We start from the raw sequence: 25,061 nt of genomic DNA, 5'->3' as shown, positions 1-25,061 counted from the left end.
CTCCTGAATTGGAGGTTCTTTTTATAAATAAAAATGGAATATATATGAAAAAATACGTTTATTTACCGATATTATAAATGAAAGTTATTTACTTAAAAGGAGATGTTTGTCATATTCAAAAAGAAGATCGGGGTTTTATTGCTTACAGGCCTCTTTATCGCTAGCCCTCTTTTCCAATCACCTGCTCAAGCAAGTGAAACGTCTACGAAACAAACAAAATATTATACAGAAGAATTGGAGCATCTGTATCCAGACAGTGATTATGCAAACAATGATACGATGGACAAAGCTCAATTCTTACAGCACTCTCTTCATCTAAACAAGACCTATTTATATCACGAAGGCAGTATCTCTTCTATGAATGACATTGATTTTTACCGGTTCACCAGCTCTAAATTTGATGGAGCAGATGGCCGCTTTTCTATCAAACTCGTCAATGTGAAAGCTGGATATGATTTCGATCTTTATCTTTACAATCAGAGCGGGTCACTCGTGTCTTCCTCTGTGCGGACAAACAACCAAAATGAAATCATCCATATGCCGAAAATTGCCGCCAGTACTGACTACTATTTAGCCGTCAAACCAAAGCAATTATTAAATGAAGAGGACAACATGTATCGTATTGTCTTTGATAAAAGTATTGAAAAAGGCACAACGAAACGATATGGATCACCTGCCACATTGAATAGTTTCAATGAAGCCGGATCTCCCAATTCTTCTTTTGATTTAAGCAGCTTGCCGCAGGATGCCGTTGTCACTGGCTTGTCATTAGAAGCTGAAAAAGGTAGTACAAATGCATATAATTATGTATTCACCGTCTCTTCCTTAAAAGGCGGAACAGTGAACGTACCTTGGAACGGTCAAAAAGTTGACATCTCTTCTTATAAAACAAGTCAAGTGCCAGCAAAAGACCGCTTTTTTGTTTCTTTTAATGCAACCGAGGTTCCTCAATTGATCGGTGGACGGTTAATCAAAGTAGGCGTTGTCTCAATTAAGAACTTACAGCTCACCTTTGAATATGAATACAACCGTGACCTCAATTATTAAACTAGACAAAAGGAAAAGGTATCCCCTTTTCCTTTTTCTTATGCGTTCTTATGGTACGATACATAGAGAGAAATCAGCTAAGAAGGAGTTGCGTGTATTGCCAAACGTTATTCAACGATCTTTAACCCTTGATGACATACCAGACCTTGTCGCATTGTCAAAAGAGGTCGATTGGCCTGATTACAATGCGGAAGAGCTCACATCTCTTTTAACAAATGGACATTTTACCGGTTTTACAACAACTGAAGGACAAGTCATTTCATGCGCTGGACTTTTTCAGTATGACAGTGTGGCATCAATTGGAGCGGTCATTGTATCTGAGACACATCGAGGCCTCGGTCTTGCCCGTCAAATGATTGACACACTGCTTCGTCATAGTGATCCAAGTGTCCCTGTCGTTTTAACGGCTACTGTACAAGGACAGCCAGTCTATGAAAAAATCGGCTTTCAGACAGCCGGTTATATTCATACATACAAAGCACAAAAAACAAACCCTAGTGCGCTTCATCCGTCACATCAGATTCATCTTTTTCCCGCTGATGAAACGCACCTCCCGTCTATTGAAAGACTGGATGAAAAAGGCGCAGGAACCAATCGATCAAACTTCTTAATAAAACGAATGGAGCGAGCAGCATTTAAACTGATCGCAAAGGATGAACACCACGAAATCACCGGCTTCGCGTTTGGTGTGGAAACACCAGCTAATCTGATGATTGGCCCGCTTGCAGCAAACGATGAACAAACGGCGCTATTACTCATTCAATCACTTCTCACGTCTTATTCTGGCGCCTTTCGTTTAGATATGCAGGAAGAAACAGCTGAACGCCTGCATGCATCACTTGTAGAAGCAGGATTTACGAAAACAAACGTCGCACATTTTATGATGATTCGCGGGAACGAAAAGCAGAACGATCCTGCGCTTCTCTATTTCCTGGCCTCACAAGCATTTTCTTAAAAAATCAAAAAGCTGTAGACAGATGTTGTCTACAGCTTTTCTTATTTACTTTTCGCCTACGGATGAGAGGACTTGAGCGAGTGCATTTGTGACCTTGCCATGCTCTGATGCATGCGGCCGGTCATCTCCATCTCCATAGCCATAATCAATCATGCGATTACGGTTTAAGCAAAGCTTTGTCAGCTGAGGCTGGAATAGATCAAATAAAGCAAAACGATCTTTTAGTTGTGGAAATTGCTTTTGATACTGCTGAATTTCTTCTGCAAGCAAGCGCCAAAGCGTCGTTTCATCTAACAGATTGTGATTGTCTAACACGTTTGACACGTAACGAAGATTGCAAATAAACAGGCCCGTAAAAATAAATTGTACAAGACCCTCAGGCGGCTCACTACGCAGCACTTCCTTTAGATCTTCTTCTAATGAAGCCAATTCAGGCAGCGGTTGATCACTAATGTTCACATCATCAACAAAATCTTTGATCGCCAAACGATGCGGCTTATGATCTTTTAATACAAGAATTGTATTTTGTCCGTGCGGTGAAAACACCGTGCCATATTGATACATAAAGTGCAGAAGCGGCGGCATGACAACATGGAAGAATGACGCCATCCATTCTTTTGCTGACAGACCCGATTTTTCAATGAGCTGCTTCAGATAAGGCTCGCCTTCATGATCTTCATACGTCAGTGCCGCCAGCGTAACAGGGCTCTCCCCTTCATCTAAATACGTATAAATGCTTTCTCTAAAAATGACTCCAAGCATTTCAAGGTATTGATATGGCGCACCAGGTAGCTTGCTGTAATAAGGATGATCAACATTGATACTCGCATTCTCACCTGGTAAAATGACGCGGCATACATCGGACAAAAAGACGTCTTGATCGGCGATGCCTTTAATATGCGCTGTAATACGAGGAGCAATCACCGTACGTTCTGATGGGAGCCCCCGGTACACTAGCGTATTTAAAATACTCATTGGCAATTTAATATGATGCTTGCCTTTATTTGAGATGTTCGTAAAGGTTCTGATCGATTGCTGTGGAATATATTGATCCAGCCCTTCTCCTAAATACACAATACGGCGCATCGCTAAATCTTCGGGGAAATGTTGGATGATCATATGTGTCCACTGCCATTTATGAACAGGCATCATATAATAATCAGCCGCATTCAGCCCTTCATCCTTTAACACACGTTGGAATTGACGAATCGTGACTTCGTCTAATTCCTTGGCAATGATGTGCTCATAGTTCTCATGATCGACCGCATGGAAAGTCGCAAGCTCTCGGTGAACAGCAATCCAAGACAGCTGCACACATTCCTGCCTTTCAGGTGCATAGGCTAAGTAATCCTCGTAGCTGAACCCAATACGCCCTTTGTTATAGACGATCCACGGATGACCAGTCATCTCGCCTTCAATCCATGCGTAATCTGTATCCGTCAGCTCATCTGCACGAAGTGCTTTTTTCGACAGCAAATGAACATCAGCTAACAAGGTATGGTGAAGCTCTTTGATCAGATGGCCAGTTGTTTCAGAAGACATTGGGATGATCGGCTGAATGTCTAGTAAAAACACAATGGCACTAACATCCTTTGTCCACGTTCCGTCTTGACAGCACTCGATCGATTCAGCAATCGTATCAAAACTATCAAACAAACGAGGTTTTGCGAGATAACGATATTTCTTCTGTTCGTGAATGATTAATTCATATTGGGCGATGCCATCCTGATGATTTAGCTGAACGGGATGAAGCATATCCTCATACATATATTCGGACAGCATTTTTGCCACCATTCGCTGGTTTGCTTTTTTCCAAGCAGCAGGATTGACCGCTTTTTTCATTTCATCTTGTATACTCATCGGTTCATCCTCCTTACCCTTTGATTTCTTCAAATGTATTTGCGTGTTTATGTGTACCGAATGTCTGGAAAACATGCTTTTGATAAAGTGGATACACAGGTCGACGAGCCAGTTCATTGATAATGACACTGTTTCGGTACGCCCCTAGCCCTAAATCTGGTGCGCCTACTCCATGTGTATGAAGCTCTGCATTTTGTACAAAAATATCATTTTCACCTAATGTATTTGTTTTCAATCGATATTCACGTTCAACCTGGAAGCGTCCTTGATGATCCCACTGAATATGATGGGAAATCGGATCAATAAATGGCGGTAATACAGATTGATAGCCCGTTGCCAAGACGACAATGTCTGTCTCATGCGTAAAGGATTCCTCTTTGACCCATTGATTGCATGAAAGCGATAAGCCGTCCCTCGTTTCCTCAATCAAATTGACCTCCGTCATCGCCTGCAGCACGGTGTTCAGCTGCTCTCCGCAAGCAGAACGTTCATAAAGCAAGTGATAAATATCTCGGATCATCGCTGAGCTGATGCCTTTATACAGCAAATCTTGCTGCTTTAATAGCGCATCTTTTTTAGGTTGCGGAAGCTCATAAAAGAAATCAATATAGTCTGGAGAGAAATACTCAAGACCCAAATTTGAATATTCCATTGGGAAAAACCCTTTAGAGCGTGTAAACCAATGAATATCCTTCGCCTCATCGTCTGATAAAATGTCATAGAATACTTCTGCCGCACTTTGACCAGAACCGATGACCGTCACGGATTTTCCTTTAAAACAGCCTTCTTTCTTTCGTTTCAAGTAATCAGCAGAATGAAACACCCGATCCCCTAAAGCTGGCTGAATAGGTGCTGGTACCGCAGGCTGTGTGCCGATACCTAAAACAAGATGCTTACTTTCAAACACCTCTACCGTTTGATCTTTCACATGACGGACATGCACTTCATATCGTTTTTCTCCAGCTTTTTCAACGATGGAGACAGATTCGACATTCATGCCAAATCGGCAAGAATCTAATTGATCCGCGACCCAGCGGCAATAATGACTATATTCCTTGCGCGGGATATGGAAGTCTTCTAGAAAGTAAAATGAATACAAACGGTTTTGTTCCTGCAAATAGTTGAGAAAGCTATATTTGCTTTTCACATCCGCCATACTGACAAGATCCGCTAAAAAGGGGACTTGAAGTGTAGTCCCTTCAATGAGCATACCTGGATGCCAGTGGAACGCTTCACTTCTTTCAAAAAACAAAGCGTCAATTTCGTTTACTTCTTCAGATAATGCAGCAAGCCCTAGGTTAAATGGTCCAATGCCAATCCCAATGACATCCACTACATTATTTTGCTTGTTGAACCGCGTCATGGTTATACTTCCTTTCAAATCGATCTCGATGACAAAACATCAAAAGACCTGTTTTATCTGGTAAAGTGACTGGTTTCACACGTTCGAATCCACACTTTTCAAAGACATGAATCATTTTTTCGTTCCGAATATCTGGCTCAGCCACGATTTTTTCTGTTCGTTTGTTCTGCTCAAACTGAAATGCTGTCATGGCTTGAAGCAGCGGAGCCGCAAATCCTTTCCCTACATAATCTGGCTCTCCAATTAACAGGTGAATGCCTTGATCATGCGGAGAAGGCTCATAGTACGATTCAATGATATCCCCTTTCACATTGTATGCTTCAAAATAGCTCATCGGCGTTCCATCAATGGTTCCTAAATAAAGGGTTTGATGCGGATCATGAATGGCCTGATAAAAGTGCTTTTCAAAAGCAGGAAATGGAATATTCAAATGCCAAAATGGGTGGACATACTCTTCTTGCATCCACTTGTGGACAAGCTGGACGTCCCGTTCATATTCAGCGCGAATGAACCCAATTCGATGCCTCATCCAATCAGCGCCTCCTTATGTAAAAAGAGCGGATTCAATACAGACGTGTACCTGGATTGAGTTTCTAAAGAACCGGTCAGCTCATCCATATCTTCAAATCGCGTGAGTAAGTTCGCTTTTGAAGGCAGTTCCTGTGACCGGAGAAGACTGTTCGTCAGCTCAGATGCACCATATGTCTCTTCATGCGCAATCAGTGTGTCTCTAATCAGGGCTAATAAATCTTCTTCTTTTGCAAGCCCCTCTGTACCAAAACCATTCACAAGACCAAACAAATGATTAAAGAAGAAATAGTAACGCAGTCTCTCAACCGCTACATCGTCTGCACAAATGGTTTCACTTCTGACGCTTAAGTTTTGAACAAGCTTCGCAAGCTGATCCTTTTTCGATTCGCTATAATAGTAGCCTTGGTTGTCACGATAATAGAATGTGTGCGGATATCCATTCTTTAGCTGTACGACAGCATTTTGCTGATGGGCTTCAAGGGCAAGTCCATACGTTTCAAACAGCCAAAGCATCGGCTCTAACGCAATCGATAAATATTGTGTGAACCAATCACGGCTGACATCTTCTGTTGATCTGCCTTCAGCGTCTGCTAATTCATGGATAATGCCTGAAAGCCTTGATTTTCCTCCGTATGCATGATCCTGACATAGCCCTGCAATTAAGCTTGCCCCTTTTTCATGATGCAAAAATGGATTTTGACGAATGACGACTTCAAAGCCAGATTCCGCCTCATCCCCTTGAATAGATAGATACGCAGGATCTTCAATCACACGGAATCCAGAGAATTTGTCATATAAAGAAACGCCTAATTCTGTTTTTAAGATACGTGACATCTCAACTCCACGATCAAGTTCCTTTTGTTTGTTAACGCGTAAAGAGTTTGTGATCTTTACAGGGACAGAGAATTTAAGCATGTACGCAGAGTCTTTTTGATAGACCGTTCTAAAGGAAGATGTCGCTGTGTATTCAGATCCTAGCGGCCCTAAATACGTCAGCATCCCGTCCTCTATATAACGCTTGACGAACGCTTTCTCCATGACCACTTGGACTTGTAGCGGATGAATCGGAATCAGGACATATTCACCGCCTTCTGTTAACGTCGTCAGTCTCTCTTTTTCTTCTGGCATCTGGCGCATGAGCTCCTCAAACATGAGACTTGCCGCAGATTGTGAAAGAGAAGAATCCTGAAGCACAATTGACGGATGTGCTTTAAAGTAATGAAGCTGGAAAGAGCCTTTCAGCTCAGGAGAATAAATCGCTTCCTCCTCTTCTGTCATTCCTTGTCTGCTTTTTGGTGTAGGATGCGTTAAATGCCCAAGAAGAAGTGACTGCTCCGCTTCGATATATTCAAAATCAGCTGAAGAAAGAGCTGCTCGATCACTTTCTCTCTCTCTGATGAATCGTTCAATATTCCGGCAGCTTAAAATGATGCGAAGCATGAACTCATCCTCTGCATCTGTGCGGCCGTATTCAATGAGAAGTTCCTTTGAACATAAAGCAACAAGTGTGGTGTAATCGACGATCGTTCCCTGTTGCTCACTGCCTTGCGGGCGAAAGCGAACGGGAAAATCAAAGAGATGACGGCCTACAGGCGAAAAATATCGAATCGGAATGACAAGCTCAAGATCTTGTTTTGCTAATGCTGCTACAAATACAAGTGAGCCGTCTGCTTTTGTCTCTTTCTTTGCAGATCGATCAATTCCTGTTTCACGTAAAAAACAGTTTAAAAAACTTTGCATCGTTGCATTTTCAGCCATTTGTTTATATTGACTCAACGTAGTACCCTCCCGGATTGAATATGAGCGATCCCGATATCAACAATGTCAGAAAGGATTTCCTCAATATGTGTAATAGTCGTTCTCGGATTTAACAAAGTGAATTTTAAGCATGTTTGACCATTGGCCACTGTTTTTGCTACGACAGCCGTTCCTGTTTGGAAAAGTGTGCGATGAATGATTTTATTGATGTCATCTGCTTGATGATCATCCATAAAACGGAACACGACTGCATTGATTTCTGGATCAGGATTGATCACCTCAAGATGCTCATTTTTCTCAATCAACGTAGTCACATCTTTCGCAAAATGGATGGTATGGTCAATGATACTTGCAAATCCTTCTTCTCCAATCATACGCAGAGAGAGAAGGAGTTTTAGCGCATCAAACCGGCGCGTCGTCTGAACAGATTTATTAACGAGATGCAGAATGCCTTCCAGTTCATCTTCCTTTGGATTGAGATAATCTGCATGGTAATCAATCAAACCAAAATGTCTTTTATCCTTTAGTAGAAATGCCCCGCAGGAGATCGGCTGATAAAATTGCTTATGAAAGTCGATCGTGATCGAATCAGCCAGCTCGATGCCATCTAATTTTCCTCGGAAGGTTTTGCTTAATACAAGCGCTCCTCCATAGGCAGCATCTGCATGAATCCACAAACCGAAAGGCTTCACCATGTCATATATGTCACGTACAGGATCAATACTGCCAAAATCAGTTGTCCCGCAAGTCGCCACGACTGCAAATGGAAGCAAATCCTGCTCCTTAAGCTCCATAAGCTTCTTCTGCAAATCATGCAGGTCCATTCGGTGATGTTCGTCTGTCTCAACTAACACAACAGCCTGCTCACCTAAACCTAGCTGAGATGCTGATTTTTTCACAGTGAAGTGGGCATTCTTGGAGCAAAGTATCCGCATACGGTTTGCCTCACTCGGCAACCCTTTCTGCTGTACATTCCATTGCCAAGTGTTTTCGCAAAATGCATCTCTTGCTAAAAGCAGTCCCATGTAGTTAGATTGGGTTCCACCGCTCGTAAAGGTCCCATCTGCTCGTTCTCCATAAGAAAACTTTTCACATAACCACTTGAGGATTTCCTCCTCAACCAAAGATGCAATGCCGCTTTGATCAAAGGAATCCATTGATTGGTTAAAGGAACTTACGATCACCTCTGCTGCCAGAGCAGGGATAAGAGGTGGGCAATGCAAATGTGCCAGGCATTTAGGATGTGACACATCAACCAAATGCGGTAAAAGGTGATTTTTTATATCTTGAAAAACAGACTCAATGGATTCACCAGCCGGTTGAATCTGGAATAACGATTCGACATGAGTCGCTAATTTCCCAGGCAATATTCCGCTATACGGTCCTCTGCTTGTTTGCCACTCTGCCAGTAAGCTGTCGATGGATGTGTAGAGAGCCGCTTGGAAGGACTCCCTCCCAAGCTGGCTTTGTTGAATAAATAATGAATCGACAGATGGTTTAGTTGACTGCATCGTAAACTGCCTCTTTAAAAATCGTGATGACTTTTTCAAGCTGTTCTTCTGTCATGGTCAAAGGCGGTAAGAATCGAATCACACTTCCAAAACGGCCTCCTGTCTCCACAATTAAGCCTTTATCAAAACAATTCTTTTGAATGAGACTGGCTAGCTCTGGATTTGCTGGATAACTGCCGTCCACATCCTGTTTCTCATCTGGATTCACAACTTCAACACCAATCATTAATCCTCTTCCTCGCACATCACCGAGAGCAGGCACTTGTTTTTGAATGTCTTTTAGATTGGCCTGCATACGCTGACCAAGCGCTTCTACATGATCAAGCAGATTGGTTTCTTTTATATATTTAAGCGTAGCAGTTCCAGCTGCCATCGCCATTTGATTTCCTCTAAACGTGCCAATGTGTGCACCTGGATTCCATTGATCTAAGTCTTTGTCATAAATCACAACGGATAGCGGAAGGCTTCCCCCAATTGCTTTTGATAACACAATGACATCTGGCACAATACCAGCATGTTCAAAGGCAAACATCTTACCAGTTCGGCCGATGCCTGATTGAACCTCATCAATAATAAGTGGAATTCCTTTTTCTTTTGTGATTCGTCTCATTTCTTGTATCCATTCAATTGATGCCGGGATGGAGCCGCCCTCCCCTTGCACCGCTTCAAAGATCATGCCTGCTGGCGGGAGAATTCCACTCTCAGGATCATTTAATACACGCTCAATATAAGAACTGGAAATGCGATGTGAGTCTTTACCGCCGATTCCAAATGGGCAGCGGTATTCATATGGATAAGGCAGGAAGTGAACATCTGGCATTAATCCTTGTACTTTTTCCTTTGGCGATAAGTTGCCGCTTAATGACATCGTGCCATGCGTAGCACCATGATATGCTCCGTGGAATGATAGAATGGAACGATTTCCCGTCGCTGTCTTGACTAATTTAATTGCTGCTTCTATAGCATCACCACCAGTTGGTCCACAAAATTGAATTTTTGCTCTTTTTGCAAACTCTTCTGGCAAGTGAGAAAAAATCTCATTCACAAATTCTTCTTTAATCTCTGAAGTGATGTCCAGCGTATGCAACGGTCTTTTTTCATGAAGCATACGTTCAATAGCATCTATAACAACCGGGTGATTGTGACCAAGGGCAAGTGTTCCTGCACCTGCTAGGCAGTCATAAAATTCTCTACCATCTGCATCTGTCACGATCATACCTTCGGCTTTTTGCATGGCTAATGGGAACCGTCTCGGGTAAGACCTTGCATTAGATTCTCTTTGACTTTGTTGCTCTAAAAATTGCTGATTTTTAGAAACGGTTTTGATGGACATAATAAAACACTCCTCCAATTGATAAAGATTATCATTTTCATTTACTAGCCTAGAGGATGTAAGATACGAAAGTCAATTGTATTCAAAAAGATGATTCTAAAAGCATATGAATGCTATATTCTCTTTTTAACGAGTAATTTCGTGTATTTTTTACAAACATCTACAGCCATAAGGGCGATGTAACGTTTGATGATGAAAAATGTTGAAAAAAATTACAAATCAATTCTCCTGGTTCTTTTGCTCTATGCGTTGTAGCTCCCTTGTTTGATATGGGACGGCCGAATGAAATGAATGTAGTAAAACAAAAAATGAACGTTATTTTATCTTGATATAAATGGTTATGATGGTATAATTTCTCTGAAACGAAAGGGAATCGAGGGAGATCTGATGATTTTAACGAAGCATGACCTTCACCACTACTTGGCACAAGATCAGAAAGCACTTGCCATCAATCGAAAAAGACCAAAGTGGCTTGGGGATGATATTTGGAAATATCAAAGATATTTACGAAAATATGAGTACTATACGAATAGCGGTGCTACGTTACGCAAATGGTTTTATCGTTACTTACATAAAAAGAAAGGCATGCAGCTTGGCTTTGATATCCCAATTGGTGTATTTGGACCTGGGCTCAGAATCAACCATACTGGGCTGTTGATTGTGAACAAGCACGCCAAAATCGGAGCGTTTTGTGATATTCATCAAGGCGTGAATATCGGTCAAAACCATCATGAAAAAGATGTGCCCGTCATCGGAGATCATGTATGGATCGGCCCTGGCGCTAAACTGTTTGGAAACATTTATATTGCGAATCATATTTCCATCGGAGCAAATGCAGTAGTGAATCGCTCCTTTCATGAAGAGCGGATTGTCATTGCAGGTGTCCCTGCTCAAAAAATAAAAGAAAAAAGCCCTTCTTTATGAAGGACTTACTTGACCAAAGCAGTGAGCCACATGAGATAAAATAAGATGGATAAACATGAGGATCATCATGCCGAGCCCAACACCTTTTATCCTTATGATGCTTGGCGCCATCAAACCATCAATCGGTAGCAACTTGAAGTAAAACAAATCGCCACAGCCGTACTCTCTAATTTGCGTTGGAGTACCCGAAGACCAGCATGAGAAAGTACAAGACAAAGACGAGGATGGCAATCGCATAGATGAAAATGGACACAATCAGTACTGTCCAGCCCAACCCTTTTCTTCCTGTTTGAATGAGATATATTCCAAGTGTGAAGAGCCCGAGTAAAAGGCCTAAGATGGCCCATAACCATTTATTTTTCCCGTGTTTTGGTGCATCAACGAATAGGTAGATTGCGACTAAGATGGATACAAACCAACCTGTAATCCATTTCACATTCATCCGCCACCCTTCTTTTTCAATTTATTGAATCTTACTATACTTTTTTCCTAATCTTAAAAACAACTATTCAAATGAATGGTGCGGAAGGCTTTGCCATTCTTCTCTCAGCATCCCATACCGCATCGAATCATAATACGCCCCTTGATAGTAACGAACCTTACGCAGTCTTCCCTCAAGGATAAACCCGCATTTCTCTGCGCAACGCATCATGCGTTCATTTCCAGACCAGGTGGTCAGACCGATGCGTGGGATATCAATGTGTGAAAAGAGTTCATCGATCCATAGACGCAATGCCTTTGTTCCAACGCCCCCATTCCAAAAGCGTGAGTCATAAATAAGAATCCCACACTCCAGCCAACGTGTGCGCTCATTCTCCCAATAATAAGAAACTGTGCCCTTTAATTCACCTCCGACATCAATGCCAAATAGTTTTGGCAGGACAGAATCATCCTGTAAATAGCGTTTTTTAAATGCAGCAAGCGATATGTCATGTTCAATAAAATACGGTGCATTCCACTTTCGATAGGCCTGGTCTGGGGCTTTAAACCTTAAATGCCATACCACTTCTAAATCGGTTTCGTCTAATGGACGTATGCTCACAATCTCTTCTTTTTTTCCTTTCATCTGTTCACGTTCCTTTACTTTGTCGTTCTTTTAGCAAGATGACGATACTCGATAGGCGTCATGCCTTCATTTTGCCGAAACAGCTTTGAAAAATAAGTAGGGTCATCAATGCCTACATGTTCTGCAATGAGAGCTATTTTTTCATTCGTTGAAGCAAGTAGGCTTTTGGCTTTTTCGATTTTGAGTCGATTGATGTACTGGCTCGGCGTCAGTCCGTACACGGTCTGCATGCACCTTGTCATGTAATCAGGATGATAATGAAGAATCTCTGCCAGCTTCTCCATCTTTAATTTTTGCGTAAAATGACGTTCAAGATAGTAAACCACTTCTGAAGCGACAGTCTCCTTTGCACTTGGAATATGAAATGCTTCTTTTTGTAAATGGATGAGCATTTCCTCAAATTGAAGCTGCTTTTTGAGCTGAAGTTCAGACGCATCATCATTTAAAGCGCGCATCGCTAAAAGATGCTTCTGTAGCACGCTTCCCCCTTTCACTTTTCCTTTTCGGGGCAGACGAAATTCATAGCTTGCTGCTTTTTCAAAAGTGGCTTGATTTTGCTTCATGTCAAACCAGTGTTCTCTCGGCCGATCTGTAAACTCAAATGGATCAATTGAAAAATGCAGCCACTCATAAAGTGTTTCTTCTTTGCATGGCAGATGTCCACCATGGGCAAGTCCCGGTGATAAGATGATATATTCTCCCTCTTTTACGTGATGAGGCACCTCGTCTTCTGTGATCCATAGTTCCCCTTTCGTGACATAAAGAAGATCAAATACGGTGAAAATTCTGGAGATATGTCGTTCTCCTGGATGGAATACACCTTTGCCTGAAGCAATATAGACTGGAAATGGCGGTACAGTAAATGTAATAAACGGACCCATATTCATCCCCTTATGAAGTCGGATTTCTCCAATAAGTTTCGGTTTCATCTCTTCTTATTATAGTCGATGCAAGGTACACTATAAATCGGATTTATACGAAAGAAGGTGATGTGATGAAACCACAAGCACTCACAATACAAAAGGTTCAAGCCAAAAGTGAAAAATCCCACCCTTCATTATTTGCATTAACTTGGCCTATTTTTATCGAAATCTCTTTATATATGCTGATGGGGAGCGCAGATACACTGATGCTCAGCCAGTATTCTGACAATAGTGTTGCCGCAGTAGGGGTTAGTAATCAGCTATTAAATCTATTGATTGTGATGTTCAGCTTCATTACGACTGGGACGACGATTGTCATTGCGCAGCTTTTAGGAGCGGGCCGCAAGCAGGAAGCGACCCAAGTTGCCTATGTATCACTAGGCACCAACTTCCTCATTAGCTTTGTGATCAGTCTTCTTATGTTTGTGTTAGCTGTGCCCATCCTGCATATGATGGGATTATCAAGCGAGCTAATGCCAGATGCAACCGTCTTTTTACAGATTGTCGGCCTGCTTTCTTTTATACAGGCGCTCATTATGACCTATAGTGCTATTTTAAAAAGCTATGGATTCACGAGAGATACGATGTATGTCACCATCGGTATGAATCTGTTAAACGTTGCTGGTAATTATTTGGTCATCTTTGGACCATTTGGCTTCCCTGTATTAGGTGTCATGGGTGTTGCTCTTTCCACATCATTTGCACGGTTGATCGGTCTAACAGCCATGATTCTCATTGTTCGACACCGCATTGGATTGCGTTTTTCATTCAAGCGAATGTTTTACATCCAGCGAACGCATTTAAAAAAACTGCTAAAAATCGGCATTCCTTCTGCTGGAGAACAGCTTTCTTATAATGGCTCTCAAATGATTATTACGCTGTTTATCACATTTATGGGCACGCAAGCACTGGCAGCAAAAGTCTATACCCAGAATTTGATGATGTTCATTATGTTATTTGGTGCCGCCATTAGCCAAGGAACGCAAATCTTAATTGGGCGCCTGATCGGGGCGAAAGAATTTGATGCGGCCTATCGAAGATGCATGAAAAGCTTATACTGGGCCATTGCCATCTCACTTCTTTCTTCTACTGCTTTATCTTTATCATCGACGCATTTACTTACTTTTTTCACTAGCAACAGTGAGATCATTCAAATCGCGAGCCTTCTCCTCATATTGACGATTATTTTAGAGCCTGGACGTTCTTTTAATATGGTCATCATCAACTCCTTGAGGGCAGCTGGTGACGCGAAGTTTCCAGTCTATATGGCGATGATTTCAATGTGGGGCATCGGCCTTCCGATCGCTTATTTATTAGGCATTCAACTTGAGATGGGCCTGATCGGGGTTTGGATTTCTTTTATCGTGGATGAATGGGTAAGAGGCATCTTTATGTATAGGCGGTGGCGTTCAAGGGTGTGGACGGAGTATCGGTTTACTTCCACATAAAAAGGACTGCGGGTGCAGTCCTTTCAGATTGTTGACAAAGGGCTAAAACGAACGAACTCTATTTTACCTTTTGTCTTCTTTTCATTACGTAATATCTTCTAAAATAAGTGCTTTTTCTTGTGTTGAAATATATGACCGCTTCGTAAAGACGCGGTATTCGTTTTCTCTAGTTTTATCTAAAATAGCCTTATAAAAGTGAGCAGCTGCTTTCACCGGTATCCTTGAATAAAGTGGGAATTCATGTAGATGGTCAAAAAATTCCTCATAGTACGCCTCTGCCTCAAACGCAATATATTCCCATACGTGCTGGAAGGCTTGATTGACGATCCCTTCTTGTAATTCTTGCTCTGTATACCCAAATTGATCCATGACTTGTTTTGGCAAATAAATGCGGTTCCTTTCCGCCTTATCCTCACCAATGTCTCGAAGAATATTGGTCAACTGCATGCCAATCCCAAGGGAAATCGCGGCTTCTTTTAGCTGTTCTTTTTTACGCGGTGCAATGATCGGAAGCAGCATTAATCCAACTGTACTTGCGACATGATAGGAATAGATGAGCAGTTCATCTAACGTTTCATACCGGTGCTGCTCTAAATCCATCTCCTGTCCTCGCAGCAGGTCACGGAATGGGGATTCATCCATACGAAACTGTTGAAATGTATACTCCAGCGCCACCCACATTGGATCATCACGATCTACTTCTCCTTGCAAGAAACGTTCAAATGCCTCCTGAAAAGACGCCAGTTCTTCCTTTGGTGAAGGAGACTCATCTACAATGTCATCCGCTCTCCTACAAAAAGAATAAACAGCCCAAACAGCCTGTCTTTTCTTTTTAGGCAGCATGGAAAAGGCACGATAAAACGTTTTTGAATGGGTTTGAATGGTCTCTTCACATATTTTCAATGCTGTTTGCACATCAACCACTTAGCTTCACTTCCTTTCTGTTGTTCAGATCTTTAAGCAGTACAGAAGCCATGAGCTTTGCACTTTGCATCACGATCGGTACCCCGCCGCCGGGATGGATGGAAGCACCTACCGCATATAGATTGTCTACATCTGCAACCTTTACTTGCGGGCGAAACACACCTGATTGAAACAAATTAGGAGCGAGTCCAAAGCTGCCGCCTTCAAACAATCCTTCTCGCATTGAATCATTCGGTGTTCTCACCTTATGCCAGACAACCGCCTCTCGCAGTTGCGGAAAGCCTCTTTTCTCAAGACGCTCCACCATTTTATCCACAAAGTCTGTCTCTTGTTCCCAATTGATGTGATCTCCTGATGGAACAGGAATGAGCATATATAGGACACTGCTGCCTTCTGGGGCAAGGGATGGATCGATGGTCGATGGATTAAACGTATAAAATGATGGATCTTGAGGTATCGTTTTCGTTTGGAACACCTCTCTCATATGCTGATCAAAATGTTCTCCCATGAAAAATTGATGAACAGGTGCTTCATCGTATACTTTGTTTAACCCTAGATACACCATCACGCAGCCGGAGGATGGAACGTATTTACGCCAGTCTTGTTCACCTAAACCAAGCTGTTTTAACGCCGCTGGATAATCTCCGTTCATCACAAATGCATCAGCTGCTATGTGCTCATCATTTATTTTTGCCTTGACCACACGTTTCCCCTCAAACTCAAATTGTGCGACTTCTTCACTTTTTCTTATGTGTACACCCGTCTTTAAGAGCTGTCTCTCCAATATATCTACTAAACTCGCATATCCGCCTTTTAAATAGTAAATTCCGTGTGCGTGCTCACTATATGAAACAAGCGAATAAATGGCAGATGCTTCATACGGATTTCCTCCGACATAGAGGGTTTGAAGTGCATATGCATCTCGGAGACGCTCATCTGAAAAATATTTTTTGAGAGAACTTTGAACGGTTCGATATGCTTTTAATTTCATTAGAATCTTCATGTTCGCTTTTGTAAAAAAGGTTCGTTTTTCATGAAATGATTTTTCTAGAAAAGCTTCCTGCCCTTCTTGAAACCGATCCGTCATTTCTTGCATAAATGTTAAATATCCCTGTTCTTCCTTTGGAAATACACGTTTGATTTCTTCTAGTTGTCGCAGTGTATCAGAGTATTTCGTATAGGAGGTTCCATCTTGATAGTGGATCGTATACAGCGGATCGAGCTGCAAGAGATCAAGAGATGTTTCATCAATGCCTACGTCATGTAAAATGCCTTTTAACATATCAGGAAGTAGGACAATGGTCGGACCTTCATCTACTTTATATCCTTTCTCACGTACAAAAGCAAGTCTCCCGCCGAGCCGTTCATTTTTTTCAACAAGGGTGACATCATGTCCAGCTTTTTTTAAATAGAGGGCTGAGATCATTCCGCCAATACCGCCGCCAGCAATCAATATATGTTTTTTCATGAGGCGCTCCCCTTTTCTTGATGTGGCACTCTTTTGTGCGTATGTTTCTCTTTTGCCAGAATCGCATTTGTCGTGATACGCGCTGATTCTAAAATGGTTGGCAATCCACTGCCTGGGTGGGTTCCTCCACCAACGAGCCAGCAGTGTTTCAACTCATCAAATTCATTATGCGGCCTGAGTACCATCATCTGCGTCAACTGGTGACCAAGGTTAAATGTAGCTCCTTCATACACGTACAGCTCTTCTTCCCAATGCTTCGGCGTGATCATCCGCTCGACTTCGATATGCTGCCTGATATTCTTAAAGCCTGTTTTCCGCTCCAGCGTATCCAGCACAAGCTCTCTAAATTCTTCTTGATACGCTTCCCAGTCAATACCGCTTTGATTATTGGCAACGGGTGCTAACACATAAAGAGCGGACTTGCCTTTTGGCGCAAGCGAATCATCTGTCACACTTGCATTTTGAATATAAATGGACGGATCATCCGGCAGCTCAAAGGTTTTCGTAATCTCTTTGACGAACTTCGCATAGTCATCGGAAAAAACGATGGTATGATGCGGCTCATCATATATCGTATCTAAACCTAGGTACAGCATAAAGGTGGAGCATGAGAATTTTTTCTTTTTCAGTTTCTTCTCGCTATATTTCTTTAAAAGACCCGGCTCTACAAGCTTTGTCATCACGTGTGCAAAATCACCATTTACGACGACCTCATCTGCCTGTATTTCTTCACCGGTTTCTAAGCGAATGCCCTTCACTTTCCTGCCTTCCGTCAGCAACTTCTCAACTCCAGTTGATAGATGAAGGGTAGCCCCAGATTCAACAGCTGCCTTTGCCATCGCTTCTGACAGCTGATTCACTCCGCCTTTCGGATGATAAACGCCTGTGTCATGCTCCATAAAGGAAAGAATTGAGAACGCTCCTGGGCATTCCCAAGGTGACATCCCTAAATATTTTGATTGGAATGTAAAGGCATATTTCACTGATTCATTTGAGAAATAATCCGACAGCACATCATATAAGCTTTTATTTAATGAGAGCTGAGGAAGTGCTTTGATGACCTTTGGACGCAAATAATGATGGAAACGATCCATTTTACTTTGTAGAATCGGCGTTAGGCGGTCCATTTTTCGTTTTGTATCATTCATAAAATGTACATACCCTTCGCCCTCACCAGGTGCAAAGGCTTCTAGCCGTTTGTACATTTCGTCTCGATCTCGAATCATATCAAGCTTCTCATCTTGAAAGATTAATCTATACATTTCTTTTAATTCAATCACATCTATATAATCATAGAGATTTTTACCGGCAAAGGTGAACAGTTCCTCTGCAATATGAATCATACTGAGAAAAGTAGGACCTGTATCAAACGTGAAATCACCAAGTTGAAACTTAGAGTTACGTCCGCCAACAAAGGACTGTTTTTCATATATATGAACATCATGTCCTTTGCTTTGCAACATCATAGCTGCTGCAAGTCCCCCTGGTCCTGCTCCGATCACAATGATTTTCATTATCCTTTTTCCTCCAAATTAATTCACTTTAAGTTAATTATACAAGTTGAAACGGTTAGATCAACTTTTGATGTGCTCTAAAAGTCTCATGTTATGTATCAAAAAAGCCGACTTCCTTTCAACAAGTGCAAGAAAGCCGACCCTTTGTTATGCTTCTATATCAATTCGATATGTTTCAAACCAATGATGAATCTGTGCCAAATGGGCAATGAGCTGTGGGCCTTTCATTAACTGACCATACCAAGGAACCTGGAAAGAAGCCCCTTCTGTTTCAATCAGCTGTTTTAATTGATGTGGATCTAAAAATTCATGAAGCACAGAATCCTTTTGCGCGAGACAATCTGTTAACATCTCTTTTACCGCCTGAGTATAAGCAGGATGATGTGTTTTCGGATAAGGGCTCTTCTTGCGATAAAGCACTTCATTCGGTAAAATTCCCTCTAATGCTTTTCTCAAAACCCCTTTTTCTCGATTTCCATACATTTTCATTTCCCAAGGAATATTCCATACATACTCAACAAGACGATGATCTGCGAATGGTACACGTACCTCAAGGCTCGCCCCCATGCTCATACGATCTTTCCGATCCAGCAGTGTTGTCATAAACCAAATCATATTTAAGTAAAAAAGTTCTCTTCGGGCTTTATCTACTCCAGTTTCCCCATCTAAAAGAGGGGTTTCTGCCACGGTTTCTTCATATTTGCTTTGCGCATATTCCTTCAGTGATAATTTCTTTTGCCATGAGTCTTGAAGAAGCTGAATGCGTGCTTCCGTTGATCTCATCCAAGGGAACCCATTGGTTTCACTTGCCATGTGAAACCATGGGTAACCTCCAAAAATTTCATCTGCACATTCACCTGATAAACCAACAACAAAATCCTTTTTAATTTCTCGGCAGAACCATAGTAAGGAAGAATCAATATCTGCCATCCCCGGCAAATCTCGCACTTCAACCGCTTCTTTCAAATAAGAAGCCAGCTCTTTTTGCCCAATGATACAGCTGTGATGATTCGTTTGAAACGCTTTGGTCATTCGATCAATCCACGGCCCGTCAGCATTCGGCTGAAATTGACTTGCTTCAAAGAATTGATCATTTCCGTCGTAATCAACGGAATACGTATGCAGCGGGGCTTTCCCTATTTTCTCAAAGTGCTTGGCGGCAATGGCCGTAATGGCACTAGAATCCACACCGCCCGATAAAAACGTACATACAGGCACATCAGAGACGAGCTGTCTTGTAACAGCATCCGTAAAGAGTTCCTTCACGTGCTGAGCGGTGTCATCAAGCGAATCTGTATGCTGCTTGCTTTTGACATTCCAGTACCTCCACACACGCAAACCATCTTTTGAGAAGGTTAAGGCATGAGCAGGTCTCAGCTCTTTCACCCCTTTAAATACGCCTTGCCCTGGTGTTCTAGACGGCCCTAAACCAAAGATTTCTGATAACCCTTCATGATCCACTTTGGCTTTCATTTCAGGATGAGCTAGAAGTGCTTTGATTTCTGAGCCAAACAAAAAGGAATGATGACGTTCTGTATAGAAAAATGGCTTGACACCGAGCCGGTCTCTCGCTGCAAATAATAATTCACGTTCACTATCCCAAATGACAAATGCAAAAATTCCATTAAAATGGGTCACACACTCTTCCTTCCATTCTGTATAGGCGTGAAGAAGAACCTCTGTATCAGAATGCCCAAGAAAGCGGTGCCCCCTTTTGAATAATTCTTTTCGTATATCCTCCGTGTTATAGAGTTCTCCATTGTATACCACCGTATAATCATGGTGTTGATGGGTATATGTCATCGGCTGCTTTCCGCCTTCAACATCGACAACGGCTAACCGTTTATGGCCGAAAAGAACGTGCTCACTTTTCCACGTATTTGTATCATCCGGCCCTCGTTTAGATAATGTATCTGTCATTTGATTGATTACATGATCCTGTTGGATGAGCTGCTTTTTAAAGTCTGCCCAGCCTGTTATTCCACACATCATCATCAGCTCCCATCCGTTTTTCATCAAGTGTTCTCATTTAGCCTTTCTTAGTTTATGCATCGTCTCCTTGATAGTTGATTTGTCCTTTTTTGCTCCTGTGTATAGGACAAGCTTCATTTGGTAAGAAAAGAAAGAGGAAAGGAGGTTTTGCGAATGGAGAACCGCATGACATTTCTTCAGCAAAACCACCCAAAATGGTGTAACGGGTACTTACTGATAGAAAACGGTCATTGTCTGATTGAAGACGAAGAAGGAGACATCATGCTGCCTGAAAGCCTTCAAAGTTCTATGATCTGTTTGAAAGAAAAGGATCGATGGACAAAAGGAGAATTGCTCGGGTCTGTCGTTCTTTGTGAGAATGGGAAGTTGATGGAGGTAAAAGGCGGTGAACGCATTCAATATACAGCGTCTCTTTCTAAAGGGTGGCTTGATTTGCTCATGTTCGTACCGGAAAGCGTCTTTTATCAGATCATTGACTATGTAGAACAGCTTGGCTTTTCCGTCTATGATTGTGTCTTCTCTTCCTTCCATCCTTCTCATCGCGTGTCTTTTTTTCAGTTTTCAGGAGACATGCAATCACTTGCCCTTCAATGCCACCATCATTCGGACACAAATCAAGTTCACTTGGAATGGACGACGTCTGACGGTCACAGGCTGATGTCTCAGTTTGATCTCACATAAAAAGGGCACTGCTTTTGATAAGCAATGCCCTTTTTATCTTAAAAGATATGGAAACCGATCGGCAGACGTAAGCCGAGAAGAATGGTCACAATAGCAACCACGATAAAACCAATGAATACACCCGTCACCGATTTTCCTTTTTTCTTGCGTACAAGGACCATTTCCATGAAACCAATCACAAGAATACCAAGTATCATTTTTCCAACATACTCGCCCCCGTAACCCGGGATTTTCATTCCTGTGCGAACATACAGCTCTACACCCGTTGCAATAATAATCAAGTAAAATAGGCGTACGATCATATGCACAATTTTAGCGCCTTTATCGTTTTTACCTGCTAATGCAAAGGCAACGAAAAATAGAATAATACCTAGCACCCACGCTGTAATATGTAAATGTGTTCCCATTTGTGATTTCCCCCTTTATCAGAACAATTACCTTCTCATCGTACCACGAAATAAGTCGAACACAAAGCGACAATCCTGTGTCAACACGCCTTTATTTGACGCGATTTGATAACGTCCCAATTGGTTCAATTGTTACTTCAACCTGATCGCCTGAGGCTAAAAATTTTGGCGGTTCAAAACCTTTGCCGACTCCAGAAGGTGTACCTGTTGCAATGATGTCTCCCGCTTCCAGCGTCATCCCTTTTGAAAGAGTTGACACAATGTCTTCAATTGGGAAGATCATTAATTCCGTACTGGCAGACTGACGAACCTCTCCGTTTACCTTTGTTTCCACATGGAGTGCTCCATGATCCTCGATCACTGACTTGTGAACGATATAAGGTCCCATTGGACAAGTTGTATCTAAGCTTTTTCCGATGAAAAATTGTTTGTGTTTTTTCTGCAAATCTCTTGCCGTTATATCATTTAAAATGGTGTAACCGAAAATGTAATCTTGGACCTCTTCAGGAGCAATATTCTTTCCTGTTTTGCCAATGACAATGGCAAGCTCCCCTTCGTAATCCAATTCACTTGTCACATCTTCATGGAGAAGAATGTCCGCTTCATGCCCTACAACAGAGGTAGGCGCCTTTGTAAAGATCATCACGTCTTTAGGAATATCTGCCGCACTTCCCATTTCCATGACGTGATCTTGATAGTTTTTCCCAACACACATGATGTTTTTCGTTGGTTTTGGAATCGGTGCATGGAGTGTCACGTCCGAAAGCGGATAGACATAAGAGCCGCGGTCTTCTTCTTTTTTCTCCGCCCAATCAAGAAGCTGTTTGACGTGTTCGACAAACTTGTCCCCCATGTTGATGCATTCAGATAAAGAGTTTGGCAATGTTTCTAGCTCAAATAGTTTTGCTTCTGCCTTTTTGACGTCCATCACCCATTCATCATCAATGACGACCCCGATAAACAATCTGTTATGTATCTCACCTGTAAAAAACTTCATGTCTTCCCCTCACAATCTTCATTTCAATACATTATGATGTCTCATTTTTATTTCTCTACGAAATAAAAAAAACCCTTTTTTATCATACTCTCTTTTAAAAAGGGTTTCAAAAATGAAGACCTGACATTTAGCGGTAGCGTCGATACTCCCACATATTCCCTTGATCCCATTTACGATCAACATTTCCTTGATGGCGGGAATGATGTTTTTTCTTCCCGCATCTTCGGCAAGAGTGACTCCGTTTGTGATGAGAACGTTTAGATCGATGGCTACGGTGTGATTTGCGGCAGCTTTTCTTATGATGTGATCTGTGTTTGCTGCGGCATGATTTTTTTGGTTCACTCTTTTTGCTACGGCAAGACTTTTTGCTTTTATGTGACTTTTTACTTTTACATGGTTTCTCGCTCTTTACACTTTTCTTTGAGCAGCGACTTTTTTTAGAGCGATAGCTTTTTTTAGAACGATAGCTTTTATGGCTTTTTTTGCTGCGATGTGACTTACGGCAGCCGCCTCCACCAAAGAACCAGTGACGGCGATTTGAATGACGAGAACGAGATGATTTGTGCGAATGTCCCGATTCTGGTTCACGATCTAAGTGTTGATCACGCCCCTCACTTCGAAGTGAATCAACTGCATGTTCAATATGCGAATGATCAAATGTGCTCACGAACAATTCCCCTCCCAATCTGTGCTCTGACAAAACAAACAGACGAAGCTGTTTATCTTCTCTGCTTTATGTTACGAGACTCGATAGACAAGTGTTCTTGGCGAATGCCTCTTTCTTAGAAAACTCCATGAATACCTACCAGCAGGTACAGGACATTCCTTCATTTTCATATAGTGGAGGAGATATAGGAGGGTGATGAACGCATGGACACAGAACCTTTAAAACAACTGGATATCTGGATTCATCCAAAAGATCTCATGGAATTAAAAAAGGACGTATGGAACGATGAACCCGTCGAGGCCATTCTGAAAACCGGCCAAACGAAGTCACATATTTATGCCTCATACCGAGGATCACACATCCGAAAGCTCAAGAAAAAATCCTATCAAATTGAATATCGAAAACCAAAGCAAAGACAGGGCGAATCCCTTTTTCACTTAAATGCAGAGTACAATGATCCTTCTTTCATTCGCAACAGGCTGTCTTTTTATTTCTTTGAACAAATGGGTGTGTTCAGCCCGTCCGCTTCTCATGTGTTTCTGACCATTAATGGAAGAAAAGAAGGCATTTATTTAAAAATAGAATCTGTAGATGAGCTGTTCCTCCAAAAACGACAGCTGCATGGAGGCGGCATTTATTATGCTGTAGATGATGACGCCAATTTCTCTCTTTTAAGTTCATTTGATAAAAAGCCTAAAAAACATCTTCTTCTCGGTTATGAGAAAAAAACAGGAACACCTGAACACGACAAGCAGCTGAGTGAATTTATTTACTTTTTGAACACCGCAAGGGACGACACGTTTGCAAATAAGATTGAGCAGTATCTTGATGTGACACAATATTTCCGCTGGCTCATTGGTGTCGTGTGTACCCAAAATTTTGATGGCTTTGTTCATAACTATGCCCTTTATGTGAATGATCAAGGAAGGTTTCAAGTAATGCCTTGGGATTATGATGCGACTTGGGGGCGTGATATTCACGGAGAAGAAATGGCGTTTGATTATATTCCAGTCAGCGGTTTCAATACATTAACCGCTAGATTACTAGACATCCCTGCATTTAAAAGAGACTATTATGCCCTTTTCCAGCACGTACTAGATACACATTTTTTAGAAAAACGACTTCTCCCCATCATTGAGACATGGCATGCTTCGATTGAGCAGCGAATTGGAGATGATCCATATACGAAAAACCGACAAGACATGCTGCGTTCAGAGCGAGAATTAATCCGACAGTATATCAACAAAAGACGACGTTATTTACAAACTGAGATTAAAAAAGAGACATCGCACCTGTAAAGACACTTTCGAATTTTGTCACTTTAGTTCTCATATTGACGAAAGAGCTTTTTTTATAGAAAAATAGGGTATACTAACCATATCCTTCTATTTGATAAAAAATGTGAGAGTTGGCGTCCGTTATGATCAATTATGAAATTGAACAAAAAAGATTACATTTAATTGAGACCGCAAAAAAATTCGGAATGAATGCCGAAGAAACCATCAGGTGCAGTCAAGAGCTTGACACACTCTTAAATAAAGGCATCAAAACCACCTCTAAAGAATGCTCGAATAAAGGGTAAACCATACACTTCATTCCTCTCATCAAAGTTCTTCAAAAAGACAATCACATATTAAAAGACCCATCATAAGCTATGGTGAAACGCCCAAAAACGAAGTGCCCTATTTTTCT

General features: G+C 41.8%; 23 protein-coding genes. 7 read left to right on the top strand and 16 right to left on the bottom strand.

The features are described from left to right. The first annotated feature begins 138 nt into the window (after positions 1–138). The gene (locus NST15_RS05430; RefSeq protein ID WP_342498922.1) at positions 139–1,047 is read left to right on the top strand and encodes an anti protein; all 909 of its coding nucleotides are present in this window, start codon (positions 139–141) and stop codon (positions 1,045–1,047) included. A 97-nt stretch (positions 1,048–1,144) separates the two neighbouring features. Then, positions 1,145–2,002, top strand: coding sequence for a GNAT family N-acetyltransferase (locus NST15_RS05425; protein ID WP_035392462.1), 858 nt, complete (start codon positions 1,145–1,147; stop codon positions 2,000–2,002). Positions 2,003–2,047: 45 nt separating this feature from the next. On the opposite strand, the gene NST15_RS05420 is transcribed toward NST15_RS05425, so the two are convergent. From NST15_RS05420 to NST15_RS05395, 6 genes are read right to left on the bottom strand one after another with little or no spacing between them, the layout of a single operon-like run. Then, a complete protein-coding gene (locus tag NST15_RS05420) occupies positions 2,048–3,862 on the bottom strand; it encodes an IucA/IucC family siderophore biosynthesis protein (protein ID WP_017366993.1) in 1,815 nt (604 codons plus the stop codon). A gap of 13 nt (positions 3,863–3,875) precedes the next feature. Continuing rightward, positions 3,876–5,225 carry a lysine N(6)-hydroxylase/L-ornithine N(5)-oxygenase family protein gene (locus tag NST15_RS05415; RefSeq protein WP_342498921.1) on the bottom strand — a complete coding sequence of 450 codons (1,350 nt, stop codon included), beginning with the start codon at positions 5,223–5,225 and terminating at the stop codon, positions 3,876–3,878. Continuing rightward, positions 5,200–5,754 carry a GNAT family N-acetyltransferase gene (locus NST15_RS05410; protein ID WP_007499091.1) on the bottom strand — a complete coding sequence of 185 codons (555 nt, stop codon included), beginning with the start codon at positions 5,752–5,754 and terminating at the stop codon, positions 5,200–5,202. Before NST15_RS05410 ends, NST15_RS05415 begins: the two co-directional genes overlap by 26 nt. Next, complete coding sequence (locus NST15_RS05405) at positions 5,751–7,532, bottom strand: IucA/IucC family protein (RefSeq protein ID WP_342498920.1); 1,782 nt, start codon at positions 7,530–7,532, stop codon at positions 5,751–5,753. Before NST15_RS05405 ends, NST15_RS05410 begins: the two co-directional genes overlap by 4 nt. Further along, entirely contained in the window at positions 7,529–9,025 is a 1,497-nt protein-coding gene (locus NST15_RS05400; protein ID WP_046343150.1) for an aspartate aminotransferase family protein, read from the bottom strand. Before NST15_RS05400 ends, NST15_RS05405 begins: the two co-directional genes overlap by 4 nt. Further along, positions 9,012–10,358: an aspartate aminotransferase family protein gene (locus tag NST15_RS05395; RefSeq protein ID WP_035392469.1), complete on the bottom strand. Its 1,347-nt coding sequence runs from the start codon at positions 10,356–10,358 to the stop codon at positions 9,012–9,014. Before NST15_RS05395 ends, NST15_RS05400 begins: the two co-directional genes overlap by 14 nt. Positions 10,359–10,745: 387 nt before the next feature. Here NST15_RS05395 and NST15_RS05390 point away from each other — a divergent pair, with 387 nt between their 5' ends. Beyond that, positions 10,746–11,282 carry a serine O-acetyltransferase gene (locus NST15_RS05390; protein WP_017360201.1) on the top strand — a complete coding sequence of 179 codons (537 nt, stop codon included), beginning with the start codon at positions 10,746–10,748 and terminating at the stop codon, positions 11,280–11,282. 166 nt (positions 11,283–11,448) lie between these two features. Here the strand turns inward: NST15_RS05390 and NST15_RS05385 are convergent, their stop codons facing one another. From NST15_RS05385 to NST15_RS05375, 3 genes are all read right to left on the bottom strand, one after another. Beyond that, positions 11,449–11,724: a hypothetical protein gene (locus NST15_RS05385; protein WP_035392471.1), complete on the bottom strand. Its 276-nt coding sequence runs from the start codon at positions 11,722–11,724 to the stop codon at positions 11,449–11,451. A 63-nt stretch (positions 11,725–11,787) separates the two neighbouring features. After that, positions 11,788–12,348, bottom strand: a complete 561-nt coding sequence (locus tag NST15_RS05380) for a GNAT family protein (RefSeq protein ID WP_046343146.1) — start codon at positions 12,346–12,348, stop codon at positions 11,788–11,790. A gap of 14 nt (positions 12,349–12,362) precedes the next feature. Next, positions 12,363–13,229: an AraC family transcriptional regulator gene (locus NST15_RS05375; protein WP_056705149.1), complete on the bottom strand. Its 867-nt coding sequence runs from the start codon at positions 13,227–13,229 to the stop codon at positions 12,363–12,365. 113 nt (positions 13,230–13,342) lie between these two features. Between NST15_RS05375 and NST15_RS05370 the strand changes: the two genes are divergently transcribed. Beyond that, on the top strand, positions 13,343–14,719 hold the full coding sequence (locus NST15_RS05370; RefSeq protein WP_007499101.1) for an MATE family efflux transporter: 1,377 nt from the start codon (positions 13,343–13,345) through the stop codon (positions 14,717–14,719). Positions 14,720–14,803: 84 nt separating this feature from the next. On the opposite strand, the gene NST15_RS05365 is transcribed toward NST15_RS05370, so the two are convergent. From NST15_RS05365 to asnB, 4 genes are all read right to left on the bottom strand, one after another. Next, positions 14,804–15,643, bottom strand: a complete 840-nt coding sequence (locus NST15_RS05365; RefSeq protein WP_024720032.1) for a phytoene/squalene synthase family protein — start codon at positions 15,641–15,643, stop codon at positions 14,804–14,806. Further along, on the bottom strand, positions 15,636–17,111 hold the full coding sequence (crtI, locus tag NST15_RS05360; RefSeq protein WP_342498919.1) for a phytoene desaturase family protein: 1,476 nt from the start codon (positions 17,109–17,111) through the stop codon (positions 15,636–15,638). Before crtI (NST15_RS05360) ends, NST15_RS05365 begins: the two co-directional genes overlap by 8 nt. Next, the gene (gene crtI, locus NST15_RS05355) at positions 17,108–18,625 is read right to left on the bottom strand and encodes a phytoene desaturase family protein (protein WP_342498918.1); all 1,518 of its coding nucleotides are present in this window, start codon (positions 18,623–18,625) and stop codon (positions 17,108–17,110) included. The genes crtI (NST15_RS05360) and crtI (NST15_RS05355) overlap by 4 nt, the downstream gene beginning before the upstream one ends. Positions 18,626–18,772: 147 nt before the next feature. Next, positions 18,773–20,614: an asparagine synthase (glutamine-hydrolyzing) gene (asnB, locus tag NST15_RS05350; RefSeq protein ID WP_024720029.1), complete on the bottom strand. Its 1,842-nt coding sequence runs from the start codon at positions 20,612–20,614 to the stop codon at positions 18,773–18,775. A 156-nt stretch (positions 20,615–20,770) separates the two neighbouring features. Between asnB and NST15_RS05345 the strand changes: the two genes are divergently transcribed. After that, positions 20,771–21,298, top strand: coding sequence for a DUF2777 family protein (locus NST15_RS05345; protein ID WP_065460105.1), 528 nt, complete (start codon positions 20,771–20,773; stop codon positions 21,296–21,298). Between the two features lie 38 nt (positions 21,299–21,336). On the opposite strand, the gene NST15_RS05340 is transcribed toward NST15_RS05345, so the two are convergent. The 3 genes from NST15_RS05340 to NST15_RS05330 all read right to left on the bottom strand — a co-directional run bounded on the left by NST15_RS05340 (position 21,337) and on the right by NST15_RS05330 (position 23,044). Then, complete coding sequence (locus tag NST15_RS05340; protein ID WP_007499115.1) at positions 21,337–21,705, bottom strand: YisL family protein; 369 nt, start codon at positions 21,703–21,705, stop codon at positions 21,337–21,339. A 91-nt stretch (positions 21,706–21,796) separates the two neighbouring features. Beyond that, on the bottom strand, positions 21,797–22,702 hold the full coding sequence (locus NST15_RS05335) for a fumarylacetoacetate hydrolase family protein (protein ID WP_035700212.1): 906 nt from the start codon (positions 22,700–22,702) through the stop codon (positions 21,797–21,799). Positions 22,703–22,720: 18 nt separating this feature from the next. Continuing rightward, the gene (locus NST15_RS05330) at positions 22,721–23,044 is read right to left on the bottom strand and encodes a hypothetical protein (protein ID WP_113747615.1); all 324 of its coding nucleotides are present in this window, start codon (positions 23,042–23,044) and stop codon (positions 22,721–22,723) included. A 528-nt stretch (positions 23,045–23,572) separates the two neighbouring features. On the opposite strand from NST15_RS05330, the gene NST15_RS05325 reads away from it, so the two are divergent. Both NST15_RS05325 and NST15_RS05320 read left to right on the top strand, forming a co-directional pair. Next, a complete protein-coding gene (locus NST15_RS05325; protein WP_007499119.1) occupies positions 23,573–24,667 on the top strand; it encodes a CotH kinase family protein in 1,095 nt (364 codons plus the stop codon). 122 nt (positions 24,668–24,789) lie between these two features. After that, positions 24,790–24,951 carry an aspartyl-phosphate phosphatase Spo0E family protein gene (locus NST15_RS05320; protein WP_008348605.1) on the top strand — a complete coding sequence of 54 codons (162 nt, stop codon included), beginning with the start codon at positions 24,790–24,792 and terminating at the stop codon, positions 24,949–24,951. Positions 24,952–25,061 lie beyond the last annotated feature (110 nt).

It is taken from the genome of Bacillus sp. FSL R5-0820 (assembly GCF_038593385.1).
GTDB classification, from domain to species: Bacteria; Bacillota; Bacilli; order Bacillales; family Bacillaceae; genus Bacillus; species Bacillus altitudinis.
The sequence above is the reverse complement of the archived record's forward strand: the minus strand, read 5'-3'. Positions and strand labels throughout refer to the sequence as shown.